21 protein-coding genes are annotated in these 24,461 nt (G+C 69.9%); 12 read left to right on the forward strand and 9 right to left on the reverse strand.

Annotated elements, in window-relative coordinates; genetic code table 11:
* Positions 1 to 1,356, reverse strand: coding sequence for a class I SAM-dependent RNA methyltransferase (locus ACFM35_RS08885; protein ID WP_378841084.1), 1,356 nt, complete (start codon positions 1,354 to 1,356; stop codon positions 1 to 3).
* A 60-nt stretch (positions 1,357 to 1,416) separates the two neighbouring features.
* On the opposite strand from ACFM35_RS08885, the gene ACFM35_RS08890 reads away from it, so the two are divergent.
* Both ACFM35_RS08890 and ACFM35_RS08895 read left to right on the forward strand, forming a co-directional pair.
* On the forward strand, positions 1,417 to 2,055 hold the full coding sequence (locus tag ACFM35_RS08890; RefSeq protein ID WP_378841087.1) for a Maf family protein: 639 nt from the start codon (positions 1,417 to 1,419) through the stop codon (positions 2,053 to 2,055).
* A gap of 97 nt (positions 2,056 to 2,152) precedes the next feature.
* Complete coding sequence (locus ACFM35_RS08895; protein WP_378841089.1) at positions 2,153 to 3,919, forward strand: acetyl/propionyl/methylcrotonyl-CoA carboxylase subunit alpha; 1,767 nt, start codon at positions 2,153 to 2,155, stop codon at positions 3,917 to 3,919.
* Positions 3,920 to 3,968: 49 nt separating this feature from the next.
* On the opposite strand, the gene ACFM35_RS08900 is transcribed toward ACFM35_RS08895, so the two are convergent.
* Positions 3,969 to 5,417: an NAD(P)H-quinone dehydrogenase gene (locus ACFM35_RS08900; protein ID WP_378841092.1), complete on the reverse strand. Its 1,449-nt coding sequence runs from the start codon at positions 5,415 to 5,417 to the stop codon at positions 3,969 to 3,971.
* A 120-nt stretch (positions 5,418 to 5,537) separates the two neighbouring features.
* On the opposite strand from ACFM35_RS08900, the gene ACFM35_RS08905 reads away from it, so the two are divergent.
* From ACFM35_RS08905 to ACFM35_RS08915, 3 genes are read left to right on the forward strand one after another with little or no spacing between them, the layout of a single operon-like run.
* Positions 5,538 to 6,371, forward strand: coding sequence for a purine-nucleoside phosphorylase (locus ACFM35_RS08905; protein ID WP_378841094.1), 834 nt, complete (start codon positions 5,538 to 5,540; stop codon positions 6,369 to 6,371).
* Positions 6,368 to 8,068: a phospho-sugar mutase gene (locus ACFM35_RS08910; RefSeq protein ID WP_378841097.1), complete on the forward strand. Its 1,701-nt coding sequence runs from the start codon at positions 6,368 to 6,370 to the stop codon at positions 8,066 to 8,068. The genes ACFM35_RS08905 and ACFM35_RS08910 overlap by 4 nt, the downstream gene beginning before the upstream one ends.
* Before the next feature lie 28 nt (positions 8,069 to 8,096).
* Complete coding sequence (locus tag ACFM35_RS08915) at positions 8,097 to 8,681, forward strand: GNAT family N-acetyltransferase (RefSeq protein WP_378841099.1); 585 nt, start codon at positions 8,097 to 8,099, stop codon at positions 8,679 to 8,681.
* A 21-nt stretch (positions 8,682 to 8,702) separates the two neighbouring features.
* On the opposite strand, the gene ACFM35_RS08920 is transcribed toward ACFM35_RS08915, so the two are convergent.
* Complete coding sequence (locus tag ACFM35_RS08920) at positions 8,703 to 10,625, reverse strand: BglG family transcription antiterminator (RefSeq protein ID WP_378841102.1); 1,923 nt, start codon at positions 10,623 to 10,625, stop codon at positions 8,703 to 8,705.
* 169 nt (positions 10,626 to 10,794) lie between these two features.
* Here ACFM35_RS08920 and ACFM35_RS08925 point away from each other — a divergent pair, with 169 nt between their 5' ends.
* The 7 genes from ACFM35_RS08925 (at position 10,795) to ACFM35_RS08955 (ending at position 17,167) form a co-directional block, all read left to right on the forward strand.
* Positions 10,795 to 11,127 (forward strand): PTS sugar transporter subunit IIB, encoded by a 333-nt coding sequence (locus tag ACFM35_RS08925; RefSeq protein WP_378841479.1) that lies wholly within the window; start codon positions 10,795 to 10,797, stop codon positions 11,125 to 11,127.
* Positions 11,128 to 11,136: 9 nt separating this feature from the next.
* Positions 11,137 to 11,412: an HPr family phosphocarrier protein gene (locus tag ACFM35_RS08930; protein ID WP_378841104.1), complete on the forward strand. Its 276-nt coding sequence runs from the start codon at positions 11,137 to 11,139 to the stop codon at positions 11,410 to 11,412.
* 25 nt (positions 11,413 to 11,437) lie between these two features.
* Positions 11,438 to 13,120 carry a phosphoenolpyruvate--protein phosphotransferase gene (gene ptsP / locus ACFM35_RS08935; RefSeq protein WP_378841107.1) on the forward strand — a complete coding sequence of 561 codons (1,683 nt, stop codon included), beginning with the start codon at positions 11,438 to 11,440 and terminating at the stop codon, positions 13,118 to 13,120.
* Between the two features lie 19 nt (positions 13,121 to 13,139).
* Positions 13,140 to 14,696: a PTS mannitol transporter subunit IIBC gene (locus tag ACFM35_RS08940; protein ID WP_378841110.1), complete on the forward strand. Its 1,557-nt coding sequence runs from the start codon at positions 13,140 to 13,142 to the stop codon at positions 14,694 to 14,696.
* 98 nt (positions 14,697 to 14,794) lie between these two features.
* Positions 14,795 to 15,232 carry a PTS mannitol transporter subunit IIA gene (locus ACFM35_RS08945; protein WP_378841113.1) on the forward strand — a complete coding sequence of 146 codons (438 nt, stop codon included), beginning with the start codon at positions 14,795 to 14,797 and terminating at the stop codon, positions 15,230 to 15,232.
* A complete protein-coding gene (locus ACFM35_RS08950) occupies positions 15,232 to 16,386 on the forward strand; it encodes a mannitol-1-phosphate 5-dehydrogenase (protein WP_378841115.1) in 1,155 nt (384 codons plus the stop codon). Before ACFM35_RS08945 ends, ACFM35_RS08950 begins: the two co-directional genes overlap by 1 nt.
* A gap of 1 nt (position 16,387) precedes the next feature.
* Complete coding sequence (locus ACFM35_RS08955; protein ID WP_378841117.1) at positions 16,388 to 17,167, forward strand: alpha/beta hydrolase; 780 nt, start codon at positions 16,388 to 16,390, stop codon at positions 17,165 to 17,167.
* 115 nt (positions 17,168 to 17,282) lie between these two features.
* Here ACFM35_RS08955 and ACFM35_RS08960 read toward each other — a convergent pair whose 3' ends face one another.
* From ACFM35_RS08960 to ACFM35_RS08985, 6 genes are all read right to left on the reverse strand, one after another.
* Positions 17,283 to 18,398, reverse strand: a complete 1,116-nt coding sequence (locus tag ACFM35_RS08960; RefSeq protein WP_378841120.1) for an adenosine deaminase — start codon at positions 18,396 to 18,398, stop codon at positions 17,283 to 17,285.
* A gap of 56 nt (positions 18,399 to 18,454) precedes the next feature.
* Positions 18,455 to 19,768 carry a thymidine phosphorylase gene (locus tag ACFM35_RS08965; RefSeq protein WP_378841122.1) on the reverse strand — a complete coding sequence of 438 codons (1,314 nt, stop codon included), beginning with the start codon at positions 19,766 to 19,768 and terminating at the stop codon, positions 18,455 to 18,457.
* A complete protein-coding gene (locus ACFM35_RS08970) occupies positions 19,765 to 20,166 on the reverse strand; it encodes a cytidine deaminase (protein WP_378841124.1) in 402 nt (133 codons plus the stop codon). Before ACFM35_RS08970 ends, ACFM35_RS08965 begins: the two co-directional genes overlap by 4 nt.
* 70 nt (positions 20,167 to 20,236) lie before the next feature.
* Positions 20,237 to 21,517, reverse strand: a complete 1,281-nt coding sequence (locus tag ACFM35_RS08975) for an ABC transporter permease (RefSeq protein ID WP_378841127.1) — start codon at positions 21,515 to 21,517, stop codon at positions 20,237 to 20,239.
* Positions 21,514 to 22,839 carry an ABC transporter permease gene (locus ACFM35_RS08980; RefSeq protein WP_378841129.1) on the reverse strand — a complete coding sequence of 442 codons (1,326 nt, stop codon included), beginning with the start codon at positions 22,837 to 22,839 and terminating at the stop codon, positions 21,514 to 21,516. The genes ACFM35_RS08975 and ACFM35_RS08980 overlap by 4 nt, the downstream gene beginning before the upstream one ends.
* The gene (locus ACFM35_RS08985) at positions 22,836 to 24,356 is read right to left on the reverse strand and encodes an ABC transporter ATP-binding protein (protein WP_378841131.1); all 1,521 of its coding nucleotides are present in this window, start codon (positions 24,354 to 24,356) and stop codon (positions 22,836 to 22,838) included. Before ACFM35_RS08985 ends, ACFM35_RS08980 begins: the two co-directional genes overlap by 4 nt.
* Positions 24,357 to 24,461: the final 105 nt, after the last annotated feature.

A 24,461-nucleotide genomic window follows, 5' to 3' on the forward strand; every position in this document is an offset into this window, starting at 1 on the left:
CTAGTCAGGCGCACCGTCGCGCGTGAGTACCGCCACCGCTTCGACATGGTGGGAGTTCGGGAAGATGTCGAAGGCGGCGATGTCGGCGGCGACGTCGTAGCCACCCGCACGGAAGGTCGCGAGGTCGCGCGCCAGCGCCACCGGATCGCACGCGACGTACACGACGCGCGCGGGTGCCAGCTCGATCAGGCTTTCCACGACTTCGCGCCCTGCACCCGCCCTCGGCGGGTCGAGCACCGTGACGCCGCGCGAGATCCGTTCCCGCTCGACGGCGGATGCCTCGGCTCGGAGGCGCGCGAGGTAGCGATCGACCCGCGCCGTCTCGGCGCGCGCTCCGACCCACTCGGCGAGGTTCTCGCCGGCGTGCTCGGTGGCGCGTTCGTCAGATTCGACGGACGTGATGCGCGCCGACCGACCGGCGAGGTCTCCCAGCGCGGCCGCGAAGAGCCCGACCCCGCCGTAGAGGTCCAGGTGCGAGGCATCCGGATCGATGGCCGGCCCTGTGGGCCGGAGAGCGCGGAGGCCGGCCTTCACCTGCTCGCTCAGCGTGTAGGCGGCCAGCCGGTGCACCTGCCAGAAGCCCCCCGCGTCCACGCGGAAATCGCGTCCGGCGACGGTCTCGAGGACGACCTCGCGAGCCGTCGCGGGCTCGACGGGTGCAGGGCGTCGACGCCCGCGGGCGCGGCCACGCGGAGGCTCGGCACGCGCGATCACGCGCACGCGCCCGTCGGACGGCTGCACCAGATCGATCCGACCCACGCCGTCGCCCCTCAGGTCCCGCGCGGCGCGCGCGATCGCGTCGGTCGCCAGCGGGTGGTCTTCGACCGGGATGACGCGATGCGATCGAGCGGCGAACGGGCCGACGGCGCCGTTCTCGTCGACGTGCAGGCTGAGGCGCGTGCGCCAGCCGGTGCCGTCGGAGTTCTCGATGGGCGCCGACCCGTCGTCGGCACTGGTCTCCCGGGCGGTCTGGATGGTGCTGCCCACCTGGAGCCTGCCGATCCTCTCGAGCGCGTCACGCAGAACGTCGTGCTTGAGCGCGCGCTGGTGCGCGAGGTCGATGTGGCCGAAGTCCGCTCCGCCCGGGCGACGGTCGGGCGCGATGTCGATGTCGGCGGCACGCCAGACGTGCGGGCGCCGATGCGGCGAGGCATCGAGCACCTCGAGCGCCTCACCCCGCCAGAACGACGGCTTGCTGACGTCCGTCAGCCGAACGCGCACGCGCTCTCCCGGCATGGTGTCCGGGACGAAGACGACCCGTCCCCGGCCTCCGTCCTCGTCGTCGATGCGCCCGACGAAGACGCCGCCGTGCGCGACCGCGGTGATGTCCAGGTCGATGAGCTCTCCGGATTCCATTCCCCGAGCATTCCACACCGCCCCGAGCCTCCTCGGCCCCGCTCCGTCTACCGTGGGGGCATGCGCGTGTGCCTGGCTTCGACCTCCCCTGCCCGACTGATGCTCCTGCGGCAGGCGGGGATCGAGCCCGACACGATGGCGCCGGACGTGGACGAAGAGGCCGTCATCGAGGCGGTCGAGGCCGCCGAGGGGCGGCTGCCGGCAGACGCGCACGTGCTCCTGCTGGCCCGCGCGAAGGCCGCCGACGTCGCCGCACGCCTCGCGCCGACGGATTTCGACGGCATCGTCGTCGGCGGGGACTCGATGTTCGAGATCGACGGCGAGATCCTCGGCAAGCCCTACACCGCGGACGCGGCGACCGCCCGCTGGCGGAGCATGCGCGGCCGCACGGGGGTGCTCCACTCCGGGCACAGCGTGTGGCGGGTGGCTCCGGGGATCCCTCCGATGAAGGCCTTCGCGGTGGCCGAAGCATCCGTCACCTTCGCCGCCGACGTGAGCGATGCCGAGATCGCGGCCTACGTCGCCACGGGCGAACCGCTCCTGGTGGCGGGCGCGTTCACCGTCGACAGCCTGGGTGGGGCGTTCATCGAACGCGTCGAGGGCGACCCGTCGACCGTGGTGGGCATGTCGCTGTCGACGGTGCGTCGGCTCGCCGGAGAGCTCGGCGTGCCGTGGCCGACGCTGTGGAACCGCGGCTGAACCGACCGCGGGTTTGTACGAGAAGAACCACGTATCCGCGTGGTTCTTGGAGGAGTCGGTCAAAGATCGCCCCCTGGCGGTGGATAGGCTGGCGTTCATGCCTCAGATCGCCAAGGTCCTGATCGCGAACCGCGGCGAGATCGCCGTCCGCGTCATCCGAGCCGCACGGGACTCTGGAAAGCTCTCCGTCGCCGTCTACGCCGATCAGGACCGTGATGCCATGCACGCGCGTCTGGCCGACGAAGCGTACGCGCTCGAAGGATCCACGAGCGCCGACACCTACCTCTCCATCGAGAAGATCCTCTCCATTGCACGGCGCTCCGGCGCGGACGCGGTGCACCCCGGGTACGGCTTCCTCGCCGAGAACGCCGACTTCGCCCGCGCGGTCATCGGTGCGGGCATGATCTGGATCGGTCCGACCCCCGACGCGATCGAGTCGCTCGGCGACAAGGTCACGGCGCGACACGTGGCCGAGAAGGTCGGAGCGCCACTCGCGCCGGGCACGCCCGGACCGGTCGCAGGCGCCGACGAGGTCGTGGCGTTCGCGGAGGAGTTCGGCCTGCCGATCGCCATCAAGGCCGCCTACGGCGGCGGTGGTCGCGGTCTCAAAGTCGCTCGCGAAATGGACGAGATCCCCGAACTGTTCGAATCAGCGACGCGCGAGGCCATTTCTGCCTTCGGCCGCGGGGAATGCTTCGTGGAGAAGTACCTCGACAAGCCGCGCCACGTCGAGACCCAGTGCCTCGCGGATGCCGCGGGCAACGTCGTGGTCGTCTCGACGCGTGACTGCTCGCTCCAGCGCCGTCACCAGAAGCTCGTGGAAGAGGCGCCCGCGCCGTTCCTCACCGACGAGCAGAACCGCATCCTCTACGAGTCTTCCAAGGCGATCCTCCGCGAGGTCGGCTACATCGGGGCGGGGACGTGCGAGTTCCTGATCGGAGCCGACGGCACGATCTCGTTCCTGGAGGTCAACACCCGACTGCAGGTGGAACACCCGGTCTCGGAAGAGGTCACCGGAGTGGACCTCGTGCGGGAGCAGTTCCGCATCGCCGAAGGCGGCACCCTCGACTACGGCGACCCGGCCCCGGTCGGTCACTCCATCGAGTTCCGCATCAACGGCGAGGACCCCGGCCGCGGCTTCCTCCCCCAGCCCGGGCCGATCCACGTCTTCAAGACGTTCGGCGGCCCCGGTCTGCGGCTCGATTCGGGCGTCACGGCGGGCGACTCGGTCAGCGGAGCCTTCGACTCACTGCTGGGCAAGATCATCATCAGCGGCCGCGACCGCGCGGAGGCGCTGGAGCGGGCGCGGCGCGCGCTCGACGAGTTCGAGGTCGCGGGACTGCCGACGGTGCTGCCGTTCCACCGCAAGGTCGTCCGCGATCCGGCCTTCACCGCCGAGGACGGCCATTTCGGCATCTTCACGCGCTGGATCGAGACGGAGTTCGTCAACGACATCCCGCCGTGGGACGGCGAGCTCGAGAGCCCCAGCGCCGGAGAGTCACGGCACTCGGTCGTCGTCGAGGTGAACGGCAAGCGTCTCGAAGTGAGCCTGCCCGACCGCGTCGTCGTCGCTCCGAGCGCCATCGGGCGTCCCGCGGCCGTGCCGCCTTCTCGGCGCTCGCACGGCGCGACGGCCGCGGCCGGGGCATCCGGAGACGCGGTGAAATCGCCCATGCAGGCGACGGTCGTGAAGCTCGCCGTCGAGGACGGCCAGCAGGTCGTCAAGGGCGATCTGGTCGTCGTGCTCGAGGCCATGAAGATGGAGCAGCCGATCCAGGCCCACAAGGACGGCGTCATCGGCGGCATCAGCGCCGCACCGGGGATGACGGTCTCCGCCGGCCACCAGCTGCTGACCATCTCCTAGCGAGGCCGCTCGACCCCGGCCGGGCCGTTGCGGCCCCTCGCGCCGGGTCTCAGGGCGCGTCGTTGGTGTGATCGACGATGTGCATCGATCGCATCGCGTCGGTGATGCTGCCGGTGAGCGAGGGGTAGACCGCGAAGACACGCGACACTTGGTCGACCGTCAATCGCCGGTCGACCGCGATCGCGAGCGGGTAGATGAGCTCCGACGCCTTCGGAGCCACGATCACGCCGCCGATCACGGTGCCGCTCCCCTGCCGTGCGATCACCTTGACGAAGCCGTCGCGGATGCCCATCATCTTCGCGCGGGGGTTGGCCGCCAGCGGCAGCTTCTTCACGACGCCGTCGATGAGGCCGCTGGCGACATCGGACTCCTGCCACCCGACGGTCGCGATCTCGGGAGCGGTGAAGATGTTGGAGGCGATCCGGCGGCGCTCGAGCGGGATCACGACGTCGCCCATCGCGTGGAACACGGCGGTGCGGCCCTGCATCGACGCGACGGAGGCGAGCGGCACGAAGGTGGTGCAGTCACCGGCCGCGTAGATGTTGGGCACGGACGTGCGGGCCACGCGATTCACCTGGATGTGTCCCGACGACGTCATCTGGATGCCGGCCTCCTCGAGCCCGAGGCCCGCGGTGTTGGGGATCGAGCCCACCGCGAGCAGGCAGTGGCTGCCTTCGACCGTGCGTCCGTCCGAGAGCGTCGCGATCACTCCGTCGCCGGTGTTGACCACCGACTCCGCCCGGGTCTTGCTCATCACCGTCATGCCGCCGCGCGTGAAGACCTTCTCGAGGACGGCGGCGGCATCCTTGTCCTCGCCCGGGAGCACCTGGTCGCGGCTCGAGATCAGGGTGACCTTCGCGCCGAGGTTCATGTACGCCGACGCGAACTCGGCGCCGGTGACGCCCGAGCCGACGACGATCAGGTGCGTCGGCAGCGCCTGCATGTTGTAGAGCTGCGTCCACGTGAGGATGCGCTGCCCGTCGGGCTGGGCGGAAGGCAGTTCGCGCGGTGACGCCCCCGTCGAGATGACGAGCGTGTCTGCCTCGACGCGGTCGAAATCGGTGCCGCCCGGGCCGGTGGACACGATCACGGAATTGTCGCTGTCGAGACGTCCGTGGCCCGAGATGATGCGGACGCCGGCGTCGACGAGCGTGGCCCGCATGTCGTCGGACTGCTGGCGGGCGAGCGAGAGGAGCCGCTTGTTGACGGCCGCGAGGTTGATCGCGATCTGCGGGCGGAGCGGCTTGCCGTCGCCGCCCTTCGCGAAGAACTGCACGCCGAGGTCGGTGGCCTCCGAGATCGCCACGGCAGCGTCGGCGGTCGCGACGAGGGACTTGGACGGCACGACATCGGTGATGACCGCGGAGCCGCCCACGCCGACCCGCTCGATCAACGTGACCTCGGCGCCCAGCTGGGCTCCGGCGATCGCCGCCTCGTACCCTCCGGGCCCGCCGCCGATGATCGCGACGCTCTGGGTGCTCTCGAAGCTCAGGGACATATCTCCATTCTTCCCTGCCCGGGGCTCACCGGAGCAATCGAGGCACCGGATGCCGCGGCATCCGGTGCCTCGCGGGTGCGCGGTGTGGCACACGGACGTCGCCGTTCCTAGAGTGGGGGGATGTCAGAGACCACCCCGCACCCCCTCGACGACCCCGCCACCGATCCGTTCGAGGTCGCGGCGGCCGCGGCCGCGGACATCGCCCGCCTCACCGGGGTCGACCACCATGACATCGCCCTCACCCTCGGGAGCGGCTGGGGTCGTTCCGCCGAGCTGCTCGGCGAGACGACCGCCGAGATCGCCGCGACGGAGGTCACCGGGTTCAGCAAGCCGGCCCTCGAGGGCCACGTCGGAACCCTTCGCAGCGTGGTGACGCCGAGCGGCCTGCGTGTGCTGGTCATCGGCGCGCGCACGCACTTCTACGAGGGCCATGGCCCCCGTCGGGTGGTGCACAGCGTCCGCACCGCCGCGGCGACCGGCGCCCGCACGATGGTGCTGACGAACGGCGCGGGGGGCATCCGCACCTCCTGGACGCCCGGACAGCCCGTGCTCATCAGCGACCATCTCAACCTCACCGGCGCGTCGCCCCTCGAAGGCGCGACCTTCATCGACCTCACCGATCTGTACTCGCAGCGCCTCCGCGACCTCGCACGCACGATTGACCCGTCTCTCGACGAAGGCGTCTACTGCCAGTTCCGCGGACCGCAGTACGAGACCCCGGCCGAGGTGCAGATGGCCAGGATCATCGGCGGCCACATCGTCGGCATGTCCACCGCCCTCGAGGCGATCGCCGCCCGGCAGGCGGGGATGGAGGTACTGGGCTTCTCCCTCATCACGAACATGGCCGCCGGCATCCAGACCACGCCGCTCAGTCATCAGGAGGTCATCGAGGCCGGCCGCGAGGCCGAGCCGGTGATCTCGTCACTCCTCGCCCGCGTGATCGGCGCGATGTGAGCGGCGAACCGACCCTCGATCGAGCCCGCGCCTGGCTCGCGCAGGATCCGGACGGCGACACCCGCGCCGAGCTCCGCGCGCTGCTGGAACGCGCGGACGACGGTGACGCGGATGCCCGGGCCGACCTCGAAGACCGATTCGACGGGAGGCTCGCCTTCGGCACGGCGGGCCTGCGGGGAGAACTCGGCGCCGGCAGCAATCGGATGAACCGGGTGCTCGTCGCCCAGGCCGCGGCGGGTCTCGCCGCCTATCTGCGGGAGAAGGCGTCCGAGGGTCGCGATCCCGTCGTGGTCATCGGCTACGACGGCCGGCGCAACTCCGACGTGTTCGCGCGGGATTCGGCCGAGCTGTTCGCCGGCGCCGGGCTCCGCCCGATCCTCCTCCCCCGTATGCTGCCGACGCCCGTGCTGGCCTTCGCGGTACGCCATCTGTCGGCGGACGCGGGCGTCATGGTGACCGCATCGCACAACCCCCCGAACGACAACGGCTACAAGGTGTATCTCGGCGGCGTCGACGACGGCTCGCAGATCGTCACACCGGCCGACACGGAGATCGCCGCGCACATCCGGCGGGTGGCTGAGACGTCGACCGTCGGAGAGCTCCCCCGCTCGTTCGCGTACGAGACCGCGGCCGAGGCCGTCATCGACGCCTACGTCTCGGCGACGGCCGCCGTGGCCCCCGCCCCTGACGGCGCCCGAGACCTGAACTGGGTCTACACCGCGATGCACGGCGTGGGGTGGGAGACCCTCTCCCGCATCGTGGACACGGCGGGCTACCCTGCGCCGACGACGGTCGAGGCTCAGACCGAGCCGGACGGCGCGTTCCCGACCGTGGCGTTCCCCAACCCGGAAGAACCCGGCGCCATGGACCTCGCGTACGAGACCGCGCGGGCCCGGGGCGCGGAGCTCATCGTCGCCAACGACCCCGACGCGGACCGTCTGGCCGTCGCGATCCCCGACGACGACGCCCCCGGCGGGTGGCGACGCCTCACCGGCAACCAGGTCGGCCTCCTGCTGGGGTGGCGCGCGGCGCGACTGTGGAACGAGACGCGGGCGGGAGAAGCGGATGCCGCGCCCGCGGCATCCCTCGCCTGCTCTCTGGTGTCGTCCCCGGCGCTGCAGACGGTGGCCGAGCACTACGGGCTGCAGTTCCACGCCACACTGACGGGTTTCAAGTGGATCTCGCGGGCTCCCGGTCTGATCTACGGGTTCGAAGAGGCGCTCGGCTACCTCGTCAACCCGGGGATCGTCCGCGACAAGGACGGGATCTCCGCAGCGATCGCCCTGCTGGGGATGGTCTGCGAAGCGCGCGGCGCCGGTCGCACCCTGGCGGATCTGCTGGATGAGTTCGATCGGACGTTCGGCTACGTCGAGAGCGATCAGATCTCTCTCCGCGTCGACGACGTCGCGCTCATCGGCACGATCATGGCGGCGCTCCGCGACCGTCGACCCGAGCATCTCGGTGACACCGCGGTGTCGCGGTTCGAGGACCTGCTCGAGGCCGAGGGCGACGCGCCGAGCGGCGACGTCCTGCGGTTGTGGCTTGATGACGGCTCGCGCGTGATCGTGCGACCGAGCGGCACCGAGCCGAAGCTCAAGGTCTACCTCGATGTGCAGGGGCCGTCGGCGAAGAAGGCGCGCAGACGCCGCGAGACGCATGCCGCGTCGATCCGGGCACTGCTCGAGGATCTGCAGTGAGCCGGGAATCCGGGCCGGGGGTGCGGGCATGCTGCTGACCGATCCCGTCACGCTCGAGAACGAGGTCGTCCGCCTCGAGCCGCTCCAAGAGGCGCACGCGCCGGATCTTTCGGCGGCGACGATCGGGCTGGAACACGCCTGGTACACCTCCGTACCCACGCCCGAGACGATCGACGACGAGATCGCCCGACGATCGGCGTGGCGGGATGCCGGATCGATGAACCCCTGGGCGGTCCGCAGGCTCGACACCGACCGGGTGGTCGGGATGACGACGTTCTGCAACATCGATCAGCCCGTGCGACACGTCGAGATCGGCTACACCTGGCTGGGGGTGGACGCGCAGCGGACGGCGGTCAATTCGTCTGCGAAGCTCCTGCTGCTCGGCCACGCCTTCGACGCGTGCGACGCGATCGCCGTCGAGTTCCGCACGCATTGGCACAACCGACAGTCCCGCGCGGCGATCGAGCGGCTGGGAGCCAAGCGCGACGGCGTGCTGCGCAACCACCGCATCGGACCCGACGGCATCCTGCGAGACACCGTCGTGTATTCGATCCTGCCGACGGAATGGCCGGGCGTGCGGCGCGGTCTGCAGGAGCGCCTCGCGCGCGCCTGACCGTCGTTCGGACGAGCCTGTTCAGCCGTCGATCACCGCGACGAGCTCGTCGAGGAACCGGGCGAAGTCCGTGCCGCGGCGGACGATCCGCTGGACGCTGTCGCGCTCGTTGAACACCTCGACGAACTGCTCGAAGACCGTCTGGAAGGCCTCGCGGTCGGTCTCGGAGAACGCGACGAGCGCGACGACCTGCACCCGACCGTCGCCCCACGGCATCGACGGCTCGGCGATGCCGATCGCGATGGCCGTGCGGGTCGCGGTCATGCCCAGCGCGTGCGGCACGGCGAGCGCGTCGGTGAAGGCGGTCGACGAGAGCTGCTCGCGCTGGATGGCCCGCTCGATGTAATCCCCGTCGATGACGCCGCGATCCACGAGCAGGCCGCCGAGGCGCCGGATCACGCCCTCGGCGTCGTCGTCGGCGGTGAGGCCGCGCACGAACGCGTCCGGCGAGAAGTACCGCTCGAGCTCGGTGCGAAGACGCGCCAGACGCCGTCCGCGTCGGATGCGGGCCGCGGCGGCCTGCACGTGATCGATGTCGGCATCGGTCAGGAAGGGCTGTATCTGCACGAAGCGCTCGCTCGAGACCGGTGGGGCGATCGTCGTCAGCACCAGGTCGGTCTCGAGCGACGCCCAGTCCGGGTCGACGCGGGTCTCGACGCCGACCACTTCGATCGCCTGCCCGAGCGATCGGTCGACACTCGAGCGCAGCAGTTCGTGCAGTTCGTAGTACCCGGGGCACACGATCGTCGCCGTCAGGAGCTGGTCGGCGCGACCGTTGCGCTCGAGCCGGCCTCCGACATGCATCGCGATGTAGGCGATCTCATCGTCGAGCAGCGGGATGTCGAGCCGCTCGTGCAGGCCGTCGGCGATGTAGACGGCGACTTCGAAGATCATCGGATAGGTCGACTTGAGCGACTTCGTCAGCGGATTGCGCGACCACGCCTGGGCCCGCGATCGCAACAGCAGATTCTGCACGTGCAGTGCGAGCCGGAGGATGAAGTCCTCGTGCGAGATGTCGACCAGGAACTCCGCCGTCGCCCCCTCGACCACCTCGCGCACGGCTGACAGCACTCTCGGCTCGAGGCGCTCGCGCGCCTCCCCCGCCGGGTCGGAGGCATCCGGAGCGATGACCCGGGTCAGCACCAGGGTGGCGAGGTGCGCGCGGTCGCCAGCGCCGAGCTGCACACCCAGGTGACGCAGCGCCAGCCTGTCGATCACGGCGCCGACCTCGCGCTGCGCGGGCCTGCCCTCGCCCGCTTCGTCGAGCGACCGCGCACGGGAACTCCGATCCGCCGCGATCGCGATGTGCATCACGACATCACCGACGCCGAACTCGTTCACGAAATAGCCGAGTGCGCCCAGCTCCGCCACGAGATCGGTCTTGAAGGGACCGAAGGCCGCCGCGCCGACGGAGTCCTCGCCGAGCGTTCGGCGCAGGCCCTCGAGATCGAAGGATCCGGCATCCATCTCATCGTGGGCCAGCTTGCTGAGCAGCCGCCGCTGCGCCATCTCGGTGCCACGCAGGCGGGCCCGTTCGGCTGAGCGCTCCAGGGTGAGCTCCGTGCCGCCCAGGAGCGCGCGGACCCGCGAGAGATCGCCGTCGAGGGTTGCGGTGCTGACATGCAGCATCTCGGCCGTTTCGTACACGTCGATGCCGTCGGGCGCATCCAGCAGCGAACGCACGACCGTGTGCAGACGATCGCGCGGGGTCGCCGCGTCCGTCGACGTCGCCCGCGAAGCCGTGCCCGCCTCGGGACCGGCGCGGTATCCGAGGGGCCCCGATTCCACGGCTGTGCCGGACGGCACCCGCGCGTTGATGGCTGTCACATACGAGCGGATGCTGCGCGGAGTCACTCCGAGGAGGTCGGCGAGTGTCGCTGCCGTGGCCCATTGCGCGTCTCGGCTGAGCAGCGCGAGCAGGCGATCCTGTCGCGCTCTCGTCACGTCGCCCCTCCGGATCGTGCGCTGCTGCCGGCCTGCGCATCCACCAGTCAACCACGCGTACCCCCACCCCCAGGGCGGACCCGCGCCCGGGTTCCGCGGGGGCGGAAACAGACGTGGGTTGTCTGCTCCCAGCGTTTTCACAAGAATGGCCGAGAAGGAAGGTGGATCGATGCAGATCCTGGTGGTGTGCGGCGCTGGGGCGTCCAGCACGTTCGTGGCGCAGCGCGTGCGGCACGCGGCACAGGCCGCGGGGCTCGCGTATTCGGCGTTCGCCGGCACGGAAGCGTCTCTGCCCATCGATCTGGACTCGGCGGACGTGGTGCTCGTCGGCCCGCACCTGACCCACGCGATGCCCCGCATCGAGCGCGATGCGGCCTATCGGGGAACCACTGTCGTTCTTCTTCCGCCCGACATCTTCACCGACCTCGACGGCACCCGCACGCTCGCGCTCGTGCGCGGAGCGGTCGAGGCCGCCGAGCCCACGCTGGCGACAGAGGAATAGGAGCACGACATGGCGACACTCACCCGCACCGTGCACATCGGTTCATCGCACGGGCTGCACGCGCGCCCGGCGAAGCTGTTCGCGCAGGCGGCGAAGCAGTCCGGCATACCGGTGACCATCTCCAAGGGCTCCGGGGCGCCGGTGAACGCGGCCAGCATCCTCGGGGTGATCGGGCTCGGCGTCGAGTACGGGGACTACGTGACGGTGACCGCGGACGGCCCGGGCGCCGAAGAGACCCTCGACCTTCTCAGCGAACTGCTGACGACCGACCACGACGCGGCATGACCGCGTCCAGTGAGGAGAACAGATCATGACGGAACTTCGCGGAGTCGGCATCGGATTGGGCGTCGCCCAGGGCCCGGTGGCACGCATGGCCGAGCCGTCGCCCGCGCCGAGCGACGCACCGAGCGCACTCGGCGCCGATGAGGAGACCGCCCGGGTGACCGAGGCCGTCGCCGCCGTCGCGCGCGAGCTCGAGAAGCGCGGAGCACTGGCCGGCGGTGCTGCCAAAGACGTGCTCGAAGCGCAGGCGATGATGGCCGAGGACCCCAGCCTCGAGGCGGAGGTCGCGACGCGTCTGAGCAGCGGCAAGACCGCGGAATGGGCGGTGTTCGACGCTTTCGCCTCGTTCCGCGACATGCTCAGCGCGATGGGCGGGTATCTCGGCGAGCGCGCGGCCGACCTCGACGACGTCGCTCAGCGGGTCATCGCCCATCTGCGCGGCGTCCCCGCTCCGGGTGTGCCCGACCCCGGGCATCCGTTCATCCTCGTCGCCAAGGACCTCGCCCCGGCGGACACCGCGCTCCTGGACCTCGACAAAGTGCTCGCGCTGATCACCACCGAGGGCGGTCCGACGTCGCACACCGCGATCCTCGCGCGTGAGAAGTCGATCGTCGCCGTCGTCGGCGTCCAGGGAGCGAAAGACCTCGTCGAGGGCGAGACGGTGATCGTGGATGCCGCGGGCGGCGTCGTCACGACGGAGCCGAGCGACGCCGACCTGGCGCGGGCGCAGAACCGCGCGGACGCGCGCGCCTCAGCGGCGTCGGCGCCCATCACCCCCGGCGCCCTCGCCGACGGCACCGCGGTGCCGCTGCTGGCGAACCTCGGCAGCCCCAAGGGAGCCGCTGAGGCGGTCGAGCTCGGCGCGGAGGGCGTCGGCCTGTTCCGCACGGAGTTCCTCTTCCTCTCCTCCAGCAGCGCTCCGACGGTGGAGCAGCAGCGGGAGTCCTACACCGCGCTGCTGGCCGCCTTCCCGGGGAAGAAGGTCGTCGTCCGGGTGCTCGACGCGGGCGCCGACAAGCCGCTCCCGTTCCTCAACGACGCGCACGAAGAGAATCCGGCGCTCGGCCTGCGGGGCATCCGCGCCCTGCGGGCGAGCGAAGACATCCTCCGTGAGCAGCTGACGGCGCTGGCCCAGGCGGATGCCGCGACCTCGGCCGACCTGTGGGTCATGGCGCCGATGGTGGCCACGGTCGAGGAGACGGAGTACTTCGTCGCCCTCGCGAAGGACTACGGCATCAAGACCGCCGGGGTGATGGTCGAGGTCCCCTCCAGCGCCCTGCTGGCCGACCGCGTGCTCGCCCACGCCGACTTCGCGTCGATCGGCACGAACGACCTCACGCAGTACACGATGGCCGCCGACCGGCTCCTCGGTTCGGTGGCGGCCTTCCAGGATCCGTGGCACCCCGCCGTGCTGCGGCTCATCCGCGAGGTCGGCGACGCCGGTGCCCTGCACGGCCGACCCGTCGGCATCTGCGGCGAAGCGGCAGCCGACCCGCTGCTGGCCGTCGTGCTCGTGGGTCTGGGCGCCACGTCGCTGTCGATGGCGCCCACGGCGATCGCGGACGTCCGCGCGAGCCTGCTCGAACACACCACTCAGGATGCGCGGAGGATCGCCGAGGCCGCACTCGGCGCGAACGACGCCACATCCGCACGAGACGCGGCACGAGTCGCGTCCCGCACACCCGAGGCCGCTCACGCGGCCGCGAACTGATCGAAAGAGAGACATCGACATGACAACGACGTCCACGCCCACCGCCGGCGGAAGCCGCGTACGGGTCGGGGTGCAGCGCTTCGGCACCTTCCTGTCGGGCATGATCATGCCCAACATCCCCGCCCTCATCGCCTGGGGCATCTTCACCGCCTTCTTCATCGAGAAGGGGTTCACACCCAATGCGGACCTGTCGACGATCGTCGGTCCGTTCATCCACTACCTGCTGCCGATCATCATCGCCTACACGGGCGGAAACATCGTCTACGGCATCCGCGGCGGCGTGGTCGCCTCGATCGCGACCATGGGCGCCATTGCGGGCTCCGACCTGCTGATCGCGCAGGTCAACGCCGACCTCCCGGCCGACAACCAGCTCGGCCAGGTCCACATGTTCATCGGCGCGATGATCATGGCCCCGCTGGCGGCGTACACGATGAAGTGGCTCGACAGCCTCTGGGACGGCAAGGTGCGCGCGGGCTTCGAGATGCTCGTGAACATGTTCTCGGCCGGCATCTGGGGCTTCGTCATGGCGGTCGTCGCGTTCTACCCGATCGCCTGGCTCGTCAACGGACTGATGTCGTTGCTGAGCGCGGGCGTGAACGCGCTCGTCGCTGCGAACCTGCTTCCGCTCACCAGCATCCTGATCGAACCGGCCAAGGTGCTGTTCCTCAACAACGCCATCAACCACGGTGTGCTGACCCCGCTGGGCATCCAGCAGGCGGCCACGGACGGGTCCTCCATCCTGTTCCTGCTCGAGGCCAACCCCGGCCCCGGTCTCGGACTCCTGCTCGCCTTCGCCTTCTTCGGTCTCGGCGCGGCCCGTGCGTCGGCTCCCGGCGCCGCCCTCATCCAGTTCGTCGGCGGTATCCATGAGGTGTACTTCCCGTACGCGCTCATGAAGCCGACCCTGATCATCGCCCTGATCGGCGGTGGCATGACTGGTGTCACGACGAACATGCTCCTCGGCGGCGCCCTGCGCGCTCCCGCGGCGCCCGGCAGCATCCTGGCCGTGCTCGCGCAGACGGCCAGCGGCGCCTACCTCGCCGTGATCCTGTCGGTGGTGCTCTCGGCCGCCGTCACGTTCCTCATCGCCGCCGTCATCCTGCGGGCGTCGCGCAAGCGCGACCTCGCCGCCCTGGGCGCCACCGACGACGCGTTCGGTGCCGCCATCACGCAGACCGAGGCGTCGAAGGGCAAGTCCTCCAGCGCGCTGAGCGGCCTCCGTGGCGCGGCGGCGACCTCCCCCGACGGGGGCGTCGAACCCGCCGTGATGACCGAGCGCGAGATCAAGAACATCGTGTTCGCGTGCGACGCCGGAATGGGGTCGTCCGCGATGGGTGCGAGCGTGCTGCGCAACAAGATGAAGAAGGCGGGCGTCGAAGGCGTCACGGTCGTCAACAAGGCGATCGCGAACCTCGACGGATCCGCCGACCTCATCATCACGCAGAACCAGCTCACGGATCGAGCCCGGCAGAAGACGCCCGGCGCCATCCACGTGTCGGTCGACAACTTCATGAATGCGCCGCAGTACGAAGAAGTCGTCGAGATGGTGCGCGACCAGCACCATGATGGAGCGTAAGCGCTGAGACCGCTGCGGGGTCGGGCGGCGAGATGCCCCCGACCCCGTGGCTTTCCCCTCCCGCGATGCCGAGGCATCCGAAAGAAAGAAGAAGCATCATGGCACGTGACGTTCTGAGCCTGGGTCAGGTCCGCATCCACTCCGGTGGTGCGACGCGGGAGGAGGCGATGAAGGAGGCGGCCGACATCCTCGAGTCCGTGGGCTCGGTGACGAGCTCGTACTTCGACGCGATGCAGCAGCGGGAGATGACCGTGTCGACGTACATGGGCAACGAGCTCGCGATCCCGCACGGCACGAACGAGACGAAGGCGGCGATCCTGGAGTCGGGCCTCTCGGTGGTGCGGTACGACGGCGGTGTGGACTGGGGCGGAGAGCCCGTGACGTTCGTGATCGGCATCGCCGGCAAGGGCGACGAGCACCTCGACATCCTGTCGCAGATCGCCATCCTGTTCTCGGATGACGACGAGGTCGACAAGCTGAAGGCCGCCACGACACCCGAGGAGCTCTACGAGCTCGTCTCGGCCACCGGCGTCTGATGAAGGCCGTCCATTTCGGTGCGGGCAACATCGGTCGCGGCTTCGTCGGGCTGCTGCTGCACGAAGGCGGCTACGAGCTGGTGTTCTCGGATGTCGCGGCCCCCCTGGTCGACGCCATCAACGGTGCGTCCTCCTACACGGTCCACGAGGTCGGCGAGGACGGCCAGGACCAGGTGGTCACCGGTTTCCGGGCGATCAACAGCGCGACCCAGACGGCCGAGCTGATCGACGAGATCGCCGGTGCCAACGTGGTCACGACCGCGGTGGGCCCCACGATCCTCCGATTCGTCGCGCCGCATCTGGTGGCGGCACTGGCGCTGCGCGACCCGTCCTCTCCCCCGCTGCAGATCATGGCGTGCGAGAACGCGATCAACGCGACCGACCTGCTCCGTGACGAGATCCGCGACCTGGCCGGCGATGCCTGGGACGGGCTGGCGAGTCGCGCGGTCTTCGCGAACACCGCCGTGGACCGCATCGTCCCCGGCCAGCCCGCGGGTGCGGGGATCGACGTGACCGTCGAGCCCTTCTTCGAGTGGGCCATCGAACGTCCGCCGTTCGGTGACAACCCGCCGAACATCCCGGGCGCGCATTTCGTCGGCGACCTCGCGCCGTACATCGAGCGCAAGCTCTTCACGGTGAACACCGGGCACGCCACGACCGCCTACCTGGGTGCGCAGGCGGGGATCGAGAAGATCTCCGACGCCCTCGCCGACGATGCGATCGCCTCCCGGGTGGCGGCCACCCTGGAGGAGACCTCGGCGCTGCTGGTCGTCAAGCACGGACTCGACCCCGTCGAGCTCGCCGACTACCGCGCCACGATCCTCCGGCGATTCCGCAACCCCGCCCTCCCCGACACGGTATGGCGCGTCGGACGGCAGCCTCTGCGCAAGCTGTCGCGGCACGAGCGGTTCGTGAGTCCCGCCGCGGAAGCGGCCGAAGCGGGCCTGTCCACGACGGCACTCGTCGGGGCCATGGGCGCGTGCCTCCGCTTCGAGGACGAGGAGGACGCGCAGTCGGTCGACATGCAGCGGATGATCCGCGAGCTGGACTCCTCCGATTTCACCGCGGCGGTGACGGGCCTCGAGCCCGAGCATCCGCTCTTCGCCTCCATCCAGTCCGTCGTCGCGGAGCGCCAGGCCGAACTACGCTCGTGAGGTGAGCACCACCGGCAGTCCGCCCGCAGGACACGAGCGGAGACCGCGCCGTCGCCTGCGGGTGCTGTGGTGGATCCTCGGATCGATCGGTGCCCTGGTGATCGCCGCCGTGGTCGGCATCGTCGTCTGGAGCCAGGTCGGGGTCATGGGTGCCGAGCCCGAGCCCCTCGCCGCGGTGCGATCGAACCCGGACATCACGATCACCGATGACAGCGCGGCGATCGTCCTCGCCCCCACGTCGGGGGGATCGGATGTCGGGCTGGTCTACATCCCGGGCGCGAAGGTGGACGCGTGGGCGTATGCCGCGAAGATGTCGGGCACGGTCGCGCAGGACGGTGTCACCGTCGTCATCACGAAGCCGTGGCTGAATCTCGCGTTCTTCGACCTGCGGCCGCTGTCGGCGTTCACCGATCTCGTCCCCGGAGTCGACACGTGGATCGTCGGAGGACATTCGCTCGGAGGCGTGCGCGCCTGCCAGCTGGCGGTGGACGCCGACGCCCTGGCCCTGTTCGGCAGCTACTGCGCGAATGACCTCTCCGGGTCCGGTCTGCCCGTCCTGAGCATCGGCGGCAGCGAGGACGGCCTCTCCACCCCGCAGAAGATCGCGGAAGCCCGATCCCAGCTGCCCGCGGACGCCGAGCTCGTGCAGATCGAGGGCGCGTCGCACTCGTCCTTCGGCGACTACGGCCTGCAGGACGGCGACGGCACGCCTTCGATCAGCGACGCCGACATGACCGCTCGGCTCACCGAGCTGGTGGGGGCGTTCGCCGCCGGCCTGTGACCGCGTGCGCGCTGCGCCCGCGGGGCAACCCCGCGGCCCGGACCTAACTCCTCCATCCGTGGAGTTCGACCGCCGACACCGCCCCTCGACCCACCGCCCCTCGACCCACCGCCCGTCAGACCTCGAAGCCCTCCGCGATCAGCTCGATGAGCTCCTCGCGTTCCTCGATCGCCAAGAAGGCGGCCGCCGCCGCGTTGAGCTGGAACGTCTCCAGGTCGGCGAGGTCGTACTCGAAGGTCTCCACCAGGAGAGCCAGCTCGCGGGTGAGCGATGTACGGCTCATCGTGCGGTTGTCGACGTTCACGGTCACGGCGAACCCGAGCTGATACAGCAGGTCGAACGGGTGATCCTCGATGGCCGTCCCCCACGCCGCGATCGCTCCGGTCTGCAGGTTCGAGGACGGTGAGAGCTCCAACGGGATCTCGCGGTCGCGCACCCAGCGGGCGAGGTCGCCGAACTGCACCAGGACGTCCTCACCGGCACGGGAGATGACGTCGAGGTCTTCCGCGATGCGGACGCCGTGTCCGAGGCGCAGGGCACGACCGTCGATGAGCGCCGACCGGATCGAATCGAGACCGGCCGCCTCGCCGGCGTGCACGGTCGTCGGGAAGAACTCCGACGCCAGGTAGTCGAATGCGGGCCGGTGCCGGGAGGCCGGGAAGCCGTCCTCGGCGCCGGCGATGTCGAAGCCGACCGCCCCGCGCCCGCGGAACGCGACCGCGAGCCGGGCGATCTCGAGCGAGCGGTCGGCATGGCGCATCGCGGTGATCAGCTGCCCCACGCGGATGTCGTGACCGTCGCTCTCCGCGGCATCCTCACCCTGCTCGATGCCCTCCTGCACCGCCTCGACGACCTCCTCGAGGCTCAGCCCGCCGGTGAGATGCTGCTCCGGCGCCCATCGCACTTCTCCGTAGATGACGCCGTCGTCGGCGAGGTCCTCGACGAACTCGCGCGCCACGCGTGTCAGCCCCTCGCGGGTCTGCATCACCGCGGTCGTGAGGTCGAATGTCTTCAGGTAGTCCACGAGCGAGCCCGAGTCGCACCTGTCGGCGAACCAGTCCGCGAGCTCCTCCGGATCGGACTCGGGCAGCTCGACGCCGGCGGCGTCCGCGAGCTCGATGATCGTCTCGGGGCGCACGGCGCCGTCGAGGTGATCGTGCAGCGACACTTTCGGCAGTCGTCGGATGGACGCGCCCTGGATGAGAGCGTCGCCGTTCTGTTCGATGGGCATGGTCTCTCCTCGAGAAGTGGGTGGGACAAGAACGACGGATGCTGCGCCGAGGCGCTTCAGGCGGTGATGCGTTCCCGCACGAGGGGGGCCGCCGGGGGAGCATCCGTCCCGACATCCCAGGCGCCCTCGACGGCGTCCAGCGCGCGCTCGAAGCGCGCGGAATCATCTGCGCGCAGGGTGAACAACGGCTGGCCGACCGCGACCGCATCGCCCGGCTTCACGTGGAGGTCGATCCCCGCGGCGTGGACGACGGGGTCCTGCGCGCGTGCACGGCCCGCGCCGAGACGCCACGCGGCGATACCGAACGGCAGCGCGTCGATACGCGTGACGACACCCGCCCGGGTCGCGGAGACCGTCTGGGTCTCGCGGGCGACCGGGAGCGCGGCATCCGGATCGCCGCCCTGCGCGCGGATCATGGCACGCCAGGAGTCCATGGCGCGACCGTCGCGGAGCGCCGCCTCGACGTCGGCGTCGGGTTGACCGGCGAGCGCGAGCATCTCGCGCGCCAGGGCCACGGTGAGCTCGATGATGTCGGCCGGGCCGCCGCCGGCGAGCACGTCGACCGACTCCTGCACTTCGTTGGCGTTGCCGATGGCGAGGCCGAGAGGCGTGTTCATGTCGGTGAGCAACGCGGTGGTGGCCACGCCGGAATCAGTGCCGAGCGCGACCATGGTGCGCGCGAGCTCCCGCGCGTGGTCGATGTCGCGCATGAAGGCGCCCGAACCGAATTTGACGTCCAGAACGAGCGCATCCGTTCCCTCGGCGATCTTCTTCGACATGATGCTCGATGCGATCAGCGGGATCGCCTCGACCGTACCGGTGACATCGCGCAGCGCGTAGAGCTTCTTGTCGGCGGGGGCGAGTCCGCTCCCCGCAGCGCAGATGACCGCGCCCACGTCCCGGAGCTGGGCGAAGAGCTCGTCGTTCGACAGGGCCGCACGCCAGCCGGGGATCGACTCGAGCTTGTCGAGGGTGCCGCCGGTGTGACCGAGCCCCCGCCCCGAGAGCTGGGGTACGGCGACTCCGAACGAAGCGACGAGCGGCGCGAGCGGCAGGGTGATCTTGTCGCCCACGCCGCCGGTCGAGTGCTTGTCGACGGTCCGCTTGCCGAGGTCCGCGAAGCTCATGCGCTCACCCGAGGCGATCATCGCGTCGGTCAGCACGCGGATCTCGTCGCGGCCCATGCCGTTCAGGAGCACCGCCATCGCGAACGACGCCATCTGCGCGTCGGCGACGTAGCCGCGCGTGTAGGCGTCGACCATCCAGCGGAGTTCCGGTTCGGCGACCACGCCGCCGTCGCGCTTGGCGCGGATGACGTCGACCGCGTCGAACGCCTCCACCGCCGGGCCCTGTTCCTGCGCGGAGGTCACCGGGCCGCGTCCTCGAGGTCGCGCGGACCGAACGCGTCGGGCAGCACCTCATCGATCGTGCGGATACCCGACACCGTCTCGAGCAGCATCCCGGGCAGTGCGAATTCGTACAGCAGCTGTCGGCATCGACCGCACGGCATGATCGTCTCGCCGTTGCCGTTCACGCAGACGAAGGCGACGAGTTCGCCGCCGCCCGACATGTGCAGGTCGCCCACGAGCGCGCACTCCGCGCACAGCCCGACACCGTACGACGCGTTCTCGACGTTGCAGCCCGAGACCACGCGCCCGTCGCTGACGAGAGCGGCCGCTCCGACCTTGTAGCGGGAGTACGGGGCGTACGCGCGCTCCATGGCGTCGGTGGCGACGGCACGCAGCTCGTCCCAGTCGATATCGGTCACAGTGGGCCTTCCTTGCAGAGCGGAACGAGAACAGCGGATGCCGCGGCCGGGCCGCCGTCGCAGTCCACGGTCATCCCTTGATGTAGGGCTGACCGTCGGCCGCGGGCGCCCGGGAGCGTCCGACGACACCGGCCACGACGAAGATCGTCACGACGTACGGGAGCATGAGCATGAACTCGCTGGGCACCGGCGATCCGATGACGCTCAACGTGTTCTGCAGGCTCGACGCGAACCCGAACAGCAGCGCGGCCAGCGTCGCTTTGATCGGGTCCCACTGGCCGAAGATCACGGCCGCGAGCGCGATGAAGCCGGCGCCCGCCGTCATCTCCTTGTTGAAGGCGATGCCGTTGCCGATCGTGAACACCGTGCCGCCCAGACCCGCGATCGCGCCGGCGAGCAGAACGTTCCAGAATCGGGTGGCGTTGACGTTGATGCCGACGGTGTCGGCGGCCTGCGGGTGCTCGCCGACGGCGCGCAGACGCAATCCCCAGCGCGTGCGGAACATGGCGAACCACACGAGGGCGACCGCGATGTACATGAGGTAGACGATGATCGTCTGCCGGAATAGCACCGGTCCGAGGACGGGGATCTCGCTCAGGATCGGGATCGGGATGCGGTCGAAGCGCGGCGGATTGTTCAGCGTCGCCTGGTTGGGCTGCAGCACCTGCGAGAAGAGGAAGCTCGTGAAGCCGGCGACGAGCACGTTGAGCACGACCCCGACGATCACCTGGTCGACGACGTACTTGATGGCGAAGGCGGCCAGGACGAAGGCGACCAGCATGCCCGCGACCATTGCGGCCACGAGGCCGAGGAGCGGCTGGCCGGTCAGGGTGGCGACGACGGCTGCACTGAAGGCCCCCGCGAGGAGCTGGCCCTCGATGGCGATGTTCACGACACCGACGCGTTCGCCGATCACACCGGCGAGCGCGCCGTAGATCAGCGGGATGGCGAGGGCCACCGCGCCGGCGAGCAGTCCGGCGACGGGGATCGTCGCCCCCGCACCCGCCCAGGTGAGAAATCCGACGATGGCCAGGAGGATGTAGGCCGCGATCAGCCAGAGCGGCGTCTGCCGGTACTGCCGCACCAGGATCGCGGCACCGAGAGTGAGCGCGGCCAGCAGTGCGAAGACCACCCACACCGTCGCACCGACGGGCGCGGTCGCCACGGGCAGCTGCAGTGCATCCGCCTCCGTGGAGATGCGGAAGGAGGTCTCGCCGCCGCGGGGCGCGGCCAGCATGAGCAGGGCGTACAGCACCGTGAAGACGGCGAGCGCGATCGGAGCCTTCCAGCTGCGCACCCCCGCCGTGACCGTTGCCTGCGCAGCGACTGCACCATCCGCCGTCAGTGTCATTTCACCACCGCCCCTGCTTCTGCCTTGAGCTGCTTCTCCCGAGCCTTGCTGCGCCGGCGCTGGTCTCGCTCGGGCGACGGCAGGCCGAAGATGGTGCGCACGAGGGGCGGCGCGGCGATGAACAGCACGATGAGCGCCTGGACCACGGTGACGATTTCGATCGGGATGCCCTCGGCCGCCTGCATCGAGAAGCCGCCCGCCTTGAACGCCCCGAAGAGGATTCCGGCGGCGAAGGTGCCCCACGGCGTCGATCGCCCGAGCAGCGCCACCGTGATCGCGTCGAATCCGATACCGGCGTCGATGTCGGCGGAGAACCCCGTCGTGATCGTGCCCAGCACCTGATTCACGCCCGCCAAGCCGACCAGCGCGCCGGCGATCAGCATCCCGACGATGTACATGCTCTTGACGTTGATGCCCGCCACCCGCGCGGCCTTCGGGTTCTCCCCGACCGCGCGGAATTTGAAGCCCAGGCTGGAGCGGCTGAGGATCCACCACACCACGACCGTCGCGATGATCACGAGGATGAATCCGAAGTGCAGGTTGTACTGGGGCCCGAGCAGTTCGGGGAACACCGCGGTGTCCTTCATCGGCGGCGTCTTCGGGTTGCTCGAACCGGGTGCCTGCAGGAGCCCCGGGGTGCGGAGCATGAAGGAGATCAGGTAGAAGGCGATGTAGTTGAGCATGATCGTGACGATCACCTCGTGCGCACCGGTCCACGCCTTGAGCGCGCCGGCGATCCCGGCCCACACCGCTCCCGCCGCCAGGCCCGCGAGGAGCGCGACCACCATGTGGATGCCCCACGGCAGGTCGAGCGAGAAGGCCACCCAGCCCGCCGCCGCCGATGCCATCAGCATCTGTCCGCGGCCGCCGATGTTGAACATGCCGATGCGGAACGCGAGCGAGACGCCGAGGCCCGCAGCGATCAGCGGCGTGGCGAACGTCAGCGTCTCGGTGAGGGGACGGATGCCGCGCTCGAAGCTCGGCGCACGGAAGTTGTAGACCGACCCCTGGAAGAGGGCGATGTATGCCCCCGAGACGGCGTTCCAGATCGCGACGATCGTGTCGCCGGGGCGGGCGAAGAAGTATCCCGCCGACGCCTGGACGTTCTCGTCGGTGAAGGCGATCATGATGCCGCCCACCAGGAGGGCCAGCACGACCGCGAGCACCGAGATCAGCGCGCTGCCCTGGGTGATCCGCAGGAAGGTGTCGTGCCACTTCGAGTTCTCGGGCGCGCCCGGCACGGGTGCCGCCGGCACCGAGGCGGCGGCGGGCGGCCCGGCGATCGGCGTGATCGCCGCCCCACCGGTCAGGTTCTCACTCACGCGGCGACCCCTTCGTCTGTCGGCGTTTCGCCGGCCATCATCAGACCGAGCACACCGCGAGGCGTGTCTCCCGGGACGATGCCGATGATGCGCCCGCGGTACATGACGATGATGCGGTCGGCGAGAGCGGTCACCTCATCGAGTTCCGTGGAGACCACGATCACCGGGATGCCGGCGTCCCGCGTCTGGATGATGCGCTTGTGGATGAATTCGATCGACCCCACGTCCACACCGCGGGTCGGCTGGGCGGCGACGAGCAGCGACAGGTCGCGGCTGAGTTCGCGCGCCAGCACGACTTTCTGCTGGTTGCCGCCGGAGAGCGTGCCCACGGGGGCATCGATACCCGGCGCGCGCACGTCGAACTCCGTGAACTTCTCACGGGCGAACTCGGCGATGTAGCCGAGACGCAGGCTGCCGCCGCGCACGAAGGGCGCGCCGTTCGTGCGATCGAGCACGAGGTTCTCGGCGATCGACATCGGCCCGACCAGTCCGTCTTCGTTGCGGTCCTCCGGGACGAAACCGACGCCCTCGTCGAGGATGCGGCGCACACTCGCCCCGACGAGCTCCTCGCCGTTCAGCTGCACGGAACCCTTGACGCGCTGCTCGAGACCGACGAGGGCCTCGGTCAGTTCGGTCTGACCGTTTCCCTGCACCCCCGCGATCGCGACGACTTCGCCCGCGCGCACGTCGAAGCTGACGTCGTTGACGACGACCTGGTCCTTGGCGTCGATCACCGTGAGTCCCTCGACGACGAGGGCACGATCCCCGAGCTTCGGGGCGTCCTTCTGCACGGTCAGTTCGACCGAGCGACCGACCATGAGCTCGGCGAGCTCGGCGTTGGTGGCGCCGGGCGACGCCTCGCCGACGACCTTGCCGAGCCGGATGACGGTGATGCGATCGGCGACCTCACGCACTTCGCGCAGCTTGTGCGTGATGAACACGATCGACGTGCCGGTGTCCTTGAGCTGCCTCATGATGACCATGAGCTCGTCGGTCTCCTGCGGCGTGAGCACGGCGGTCGGCTCGTCGAAGACGAGCACCCGGGCGTCGCGCGAGAGCGCCTTGATGATCTCCACGCGCTGCTGCACTCCGACGGGCAGGTCTTCGACCAGCGCGTCCGGGTCGACGTCGAATCCGAATCGTGCCGAGATCTCGCGCACACGGGTGCGCGCGGCATCCAGGTCGAGGATGCCTCCCGCCTTGGTCGACTCGTGGCCGAGCATGACGTTCTCGGCCACGGTGAAGACGGGGATGAGCATGAAGTGCTGGTGCACCATGCCGATGCCGGAGCGCATGGCGTCACCGGGGCCCTGGAAGTTCTGGACGACGTCGTCGAGGAGGATCACGCCTTCGTCGGCGCGGTACAACCCGTAGAGGACGTTCATGAGCGTCGACTTGCCGGCGCCGTTCTCGCCCAGGAGGCAGTGGATCTCCCCCGGCTCGACGAGGAGGTCGATGTGATCATTGGCGACGAGGCTGCCGAACCGCTTCGTGATGCCGCGGAGTTCGAGCTTCATGATCCTCGATCCTAGTGAGCGGAACGCCCGGTGGTGGGTGCGAGCCGGCGGAAGTGCCGTCCGCATGCATGACGATGGGGAGGCTGGTCACCCAGCCTCCCCATC

The organism is Microbacterium songi (genome assembly GCF_042747925.1).
GTDB lineage: Bacteria > Actinomycetota > Actinomycetes > Actinomycetales > Microbacteriaceae > Microbacterium.